General features: G+C 59.1%; 5 protein-coding genes. 2 read left to right on the top strand and 3 right to left on the bottom strand.

What is annotated here, in order from left to right; genetic code table 11:
- Positions 1 to 570 (bottom strand): ABC transporter substrate-binding protein (locus AC1D1X_RS16165; protein WP_477698652.1); only part of this gene is annotated, 570 nt, incomplete at its 3' end.
- 102 nt (positions 571 to 672) lie between these two features.
- On the opposite strand from AC1D1X_RS16165, the gene AC1D1X_RS16160 reads away from it, so the two are divergent.
- A complete protein-coding gene (locus AC1D1X_RS16160) occupies positions 673 to 1821 on the top strand; it encodes a GlxA family transcriptional regulator (RefSeq protein ID WP_477668180.1) in 1149 nt (382 codons plus the stop codon).
- Here AC1D1X_RS16160 and AC1D1X_RS16155 read toward each other — a convergent pair.
- Complete coding sequence (locus AC1D1X_RS16155; protein WP_477668179.1) at positions 1745 to 3193, bottom strand: sensor histidine kinase; 1449 nt, start codon at positions 3191 to 3193, stop codon at positions 1745 to 1747. The two genes, AC1D1X_RS16160 and AC1D1X_RS16155, sit on opposite strands and share 77 nt — an antisense overlap.
- Positions 3194 to 3646: 453 nt before the next feature.
- On the opposite strand from AC1D1X_RS16155, the gene AC1D1X_RS16150 reads away from it, so the two are divergent.
- Positions 3647 to 3817: a hypothetical protein gene (locus tag AC1D1X_RS16150; protein ID WP_477698651.1), complete on the top strand. Its 171-nt coding sequence runs from the start codon at positions 3647 to 3649 to the stop codon at positions 3815 to 3817.
- On the opposite strand, the gene AC1D1X_RS16145 is transcribed toward AC1D1X_RS16150, so the two are convergent.
- On the bottom strand, positions 3814 to 4579 hold a 766-nt coding region (locus AC1D1X_RS16145), incomplete at its 5' end, for a hypothetical protein (RefSeq protein ID WP_477698650.1). The two genes, AC1D1X_RS16150 and AC1D1X_RS16145, sit on opposite strands and share 4 nt — an antisense overlap.

The following is a 4579-nucleotide window of genomic DNA, read 5'->3' as shown; positions in this document are numbered from 1 at the left end:
CTGCATCACGGGCGGGTCGCCGATGACGGCGTCAATACGGCCGGCCAGCAGGTCGCGCACCGCCGCGTCGGATGTGTCATACATCGTCAATTGCAGGCCGGTGATTTTGCGAAGCTCCGGAATGAACGAAAAACCGGTGATCGTGCCGACCTTTTTGCCTTCCAGGTCCTTCAGGTGCGACCAGTTGGTCTTGCTCGACTGGGTGATGCCGTTCTTGAAATAATGGATCGGGTCGCTCAAGGTCATGATCTTCGAGCGCTGCTCGGTCCAGCCCATGGTGCCGGCCATCACGTCGACGCGTTTGGCCTGCACCGAAGCAATGGTGCCCGACCATTCCATAAGCGCGGGCTTGACCTTGAGCTTGAYGGCCTCGGCCACGCGCTGGAGGATCTCGCCGTCGTAGCCAATCATGGCGCCGTCCTGGTAGCCGGTGCCCGGCATGTCACCGGTGAAGGCGATCGTCAACGCGTCTTTTTCAACGGTTTGCAAGGCCTGGGCGTTGGCAGCCGGCAGTACCGCCCCCGCGGCGAGAAGCATGCACAAGAGGCGTGCGGCGAATGTTTTTTTCATGAAAACTCCTGATGGTGGTTTAACGAAACTCTCACTGACGGGGTGGATGGTATGAAGCACCGTCAACTTGTCATAGGAAGCTTTGGCGTGTAAATTGAACGTATGCGACATTCAGGAAAATTACCGACAAAGGCCGCTTCTGCGCCCAAAGCTGCGGCGGCAAAGCGCGCAAAGCGTGCACCCGCGAAGGCCAACAGGGCGGCCGGCGCACAGGATGAGGGCAACCAGCTGGTGGACCGGCTTGACACGGCCAAGGCCAAAACGCCTCCCAAAACCGGTGTGGAACTGCGGGTCGGTATTTTTCTGTGCCCGCGTTTTCCCCTGTTGTCGCTGGCGGGGCTGTGCGATGCGCTGCGCCACGCCGCAGACCTGGGCGACCAGAGCCGGCAGCTTCGCTGCACGTGGGCGGTGCTCAGCGCCGCCGGCGAGACTGTGGCCTCCAGCTGCGGCGTCGAAGTGGCCACGCTGCCCGCGGCTTCGTCAGACTGCAACTTTGATTACGTGGCTGTGATCGGGGGCTTGCTGCCCTTCATGAAAACGGCCGACCCTCGAGGTGTGAAGTTTCTGAACCACGCCGCAAAAGCCGGTGTGCCGTTGATCGGCATTTGCACCGGCAGCTTTGCGCTCGCGCGGCATGGGTTCATGCAAGGCCGCATGGCCTGTGTTCATCCCTTCCATGTCAATGACTGGAAGGAAGCCTTTCCCGAACTGCCCTTCACCACCAACTGTGACTACATCTTTGATGGTGACCGGATCACCTGCGCGGGCGGCATCTCGATCATCGAGCTGGCCACAGAGCTGATTCGCCTGCATTGCGGGCCGGACCGCGCCGCCAAGGTCGTGCACCAGATGACGGTAACCCGCAAATCCGCCATCTCGCATGTCGCGCGCCGGCGCGCGCTGGGCTATGCCTGTGCCGACAACGACAAGCTCCGCCAGGCCATTGTGCTGATGGAAAAGAACATCACCACGCCGCTTGAAATTTCCGTCATCGCCAAAATTGTGGATTCCAGCAGCCGGCAACTTGAAAGGGTTTTTCTGGCAGAAACGGGCGCTTCCCCTTCAGGGTTTTACCGCAACTCGCGGCTGAAATACGGCCGGTGGCTGCTGACCTCAACCGATTCACCGGTGAGCACCATCGCCTACGAATGCGGCTTTGCCGATGCCTCGCACTTCATCCGGCACTTTCAACAGCTGTATGGTGTTTCACCCGGGCGGCTGCGGAAGGCGTTGCCTGCGGTGGAGGTGTAGGCTCAATTACAGGCCCAGGTACAGGCCCGCGGGGGGCATTTGCGCTTTTCTCAACCTCTTCGTATCGGGGCAGCTCCACCCAGAAGACGCTGCCGCGTCCCTGGCGTTCCGTCATGCCCACCGGGTGCCCCAGCAGCTGGCTCAGGCGGTAGACGACCGCCAGCTCCAGCCCAAAGCCCTCGGCCATGCCCTGCTGCGGGATGCCTTCAGAGAAAGTCTGCTGGCGTTCACGCGCAACGCCCGTGCCTGTGTCCCACAGCTCTATGCGCCACTTGCCCCGGCGCGGCCGCGCGGCCAGCAACACACCGCCGCCATGCGTGTTGCGCAAGGCGTTCGACAGCAGGCAGCCCACCAGCCGCGTGAGCAGCACCGGGTCTGACACCGCCCGTCCCGCGGCGGTTCGGGTGCGCAGGCGCAGGCCTTTTTCGCGCGCCTGCGGCGTGTGCTCTTCGGCCAGCGTGTGGACCAGCGCGGCCAGGTCTACCGGCTGCAGGTGCACGCTCAGCGAAGCCGGTTCCAGCCCTGCCAGGCTGAACAGCGATTCAAACAACTCGTCAATCTTGCGTGTCGAATCGCCAATCTTGCGCGCAATCTGCGCCGCAAACTCCGGCTCCGCCGTCAACCATTCGGCATACGGGCCCAGCGCATGCACGGGGTGGCGCAGCTCATGCGCGGCGCTGGCAATAAAGCTGCTCCGCACGGCCTCCGCCTCCGCCAGGGCCTGTTTGCGCTCCTCCAGGGCCTTGATCAGTTCCTGGCGGTCGAACTGCCGCTCCAGGCTGATGCGCTGGGCCCGGTACATGCGCCGGCCCGTCACATGGGCCACCCACAGGAAGACCAGCACCACCCCCATCTCGGCGCCGGTGTCGAGCACCGAAGGAACACCTCCCGTCAGGTCTATTCGCCAGGCCAGGGCCGCCAGCACCGAGGCACTCAAGCCGTTGCAGTACGCCGAGACGGTACGCAAGCTCGGCGGGCCCGAAGCCACCGCGACCACCGCGATGCCCCCAAGGATCATGATGCACACCAGTTGGTCTTCAATAGGGGCCTGGCGGTACACCACAAACATCAGCGAGCCCCAGACCACCGCGCTCAAGGGCCAGGCCCATCCAAGGAGCGACATGAACTCCCGCAGCGCCACCCCGTCGGCCTCCGCCAGGCGGTGGCGGTAAGCATGCAGGATGGCATAACGCAGCAGCGTCATGGAGCCGGTGGTCAGGGTCCATACCCACAAGTCCCATGGCGCCACACGCCCATGCAGCATTGCCACCACCACCAGAATGATCAGCACGGCCGCATGCAGCGTAGGCCGCGCATTTTGCATAAACGTGCGGGCCAGCTGCACGCTGATCCAGGTCTCGCGTGGGGTCATCGAACGGAGCCTTCAGGGGCTGCTGGCGTGGTGGGCGTCATTGAGAGCGGATTCTTCTGTGAGCGGGGCGGGGCGGGGTGCGGGCAACAACAATATCAGTGATTTTCCCTTGGGTACCGGGTGGAAGAAGAGGGCGGGATTGGGGGCTTCTACCTATTATTTGGCTTGTGGAATCTGCCCCGCATTCGCTTTGGGGAGGTCTTCGTGAAGACCTTCTTTGCGAGGTAGCGGGGATTGCGGCGCGGCCGTTTGGCGGTGCGCCGTATTCCATTGGCTTCACGGCAGCCGGGGCGTGGAAGTCTGGTTTTTGTTGCCCCGCTGGCCTTGTGCTGATCTTGCCAGTGTTGGCGGCGTTGGGCGAGTCGTCTTTGGTTGTCTTTGTGCGGTGGTTACACGGACGGAACGTGTACCTTTTTATTCATGGGTTGTGCGTACTGGTGAAAATCTTGAATGATGAACGCCGAGCGCGTGGGCGCTGTGATCGCCGCCCCCTTCACTGGCCTGATGGCTTTGGGCAAGGTGGTGAAGCCCTTCAATACCGAGGTCGATAGCGGCAGGGGCTACTTTCTCTTGGTTCGGCGATGGGCCCGAATTTTGGGAGAGGATCGGCCCCTCGACGTTTAAGCTGCGTCTTGGAACGATTTCGAAAGCCAAACTAATCTAGGCATAACGTGCTTGAACTGTTCTGGTGTGATTGATTTGGCATGTGCGTCTGCTCGTAATTTGTTACCGGCATCCATTGCTTCCATAAATCGTTGCTTGTCATCATTGAAAATAAATCTGAAATTCCCCCAATTTTTTACAACAAGATCTTTCAGATTTGAGAAGTAAAACTCTTTGTGGAAAATCTCGTCGTAGTCTAATTTTTCTGCATTTGATATTTGAGAAGGCTTATTCATTACGCTGATAACAGCGGCTTTAGCTTCGACTTTTCCAAGGGAGGCTCTGAGGGATGTCCTTGCAAATTCGCGGAAACGGAACTCAAATTGATTGCGCTCTTTGCTTATTAGTGCCCATCGCTCATCCACCGATTCAGGGCAACGAAGATCTCGTGCGTTCTCTTTAACTGCTGATTCAACGGCGCTTATTCTGAAGTGATACTTGCCATCCATTTTTTCGATCAAACCATAGCCGATTAAATGTTCGATGTCTTGGTGGCGATCTTGTGCATAGGCTTGAAACTTTTCATGATCCCCAGCAGCGAGTAGTCGTAGAAGCTCGAATTCTCTCGGGTATCTTTCAGTGAGAACCTGCAGAATTAGGTTGATGTAGTTTCGTGTACTGCTGATCAAGTTGTCTTTGTGAGTCTGATAAAAAGTCTTTCTGACAAGCACAATCCTAGGGACATTTTTTGTTACTTGTAAGTTCCATAGGTAACTACAGGCC

This window comes from Polaromonas sp. P1_G4 (assembly GCF_056405475.1).
Note: the sequence above shows the minus strand (reverse complement) of the source record. Positions and strands in the feature narration are given on the sequence as shown.

What these genes read in the sequence shown, in the direction of transcription:
- AC1D1X_RS16150 (WP_477698651.1), top strand. Translation starts at nt 3,647, where the DNA reads ATGAACGCCGAGCGCGTGGGCGCTGTGATCGCCGCCCCCTTCACTGGC.
- AC1D1X_RS16155 (WP_477668179.1), bottom strand. Translation starts at nt 3,193, where the DNA reads ATGACCCCACGCGAGACCTGGATCAGCGTGCAGCTGGCCCGCACGTTT.
- AC1D1X_RS16160 (WP_477668180.1), top strand. Translation starts at nt 673, where the DNA reads ATGCGACATTCAGGAAAATTACCGACAAAGGCCGCTTCTGCGCCCAAA.